This is a genomic window from Kiloniella spongiae (assembly GCF_001026905.1).
GTDB classification, from domain to species: Bacteria; Pseudomonadota; Alphaproteobacteria; order Kiloniellales; family Kiloniellaceae; genus Kiloniella; species Kiloniella spongiae.
The window spans coordinates 1-377 of record NZ_LAQL01000071.1 but is presented as its reverse complement, the minus strand read 5'-3'; the positions used below and the strand labels follow the sequence as shown (position 1 = coordinate 377).

Annotated in this window: 1 protein-coding gene; it reads right to left on the bottom strand. The window is 46.2% G+C overall.

Annotated elements, in window-relative coordinates:
• Positions 1–377: hypothetical protein (locus WH96_RS22250; RefSeq protein ID WP_047766200.1), on the bottom strand; the 377-nt coding region annotated here is incomplete at both ends.

Below are 377 nucleotides of genomic sequence, written 5' to 3'. Positions count from 1 at the left end.
CTTTCACTCAGCATAAGGGCCAGATACGGGAACTTGATTTCATGCAGAGGCGTACTTTTCAGAGGCGGCAAAAGCTCAGTGATCGTGAAATCTTTTTGCGTCAAGGCAACGTTCCAGCCAGAACTGTTACCAGAGCTATTGAAAGCGAATAGATCTGTTGCCTTGCCAGCAAGAACAGTATCCGCCTCAATGCCATGTTCTGAGACAATCAGTTTGGTCAGAGCAAACCTGTCTGCGTGCGGAACGCGGTTCAGTTCAGGAATGTCCGAGAGCTTCAGTGGGCCATCTAGTTCAAAAAAGACATCAGTAAGCTTGTTACCTTCTTCATGCACATCAATCAGAACATCCAGTTTTGAATGGCTACCGATATCTGATTT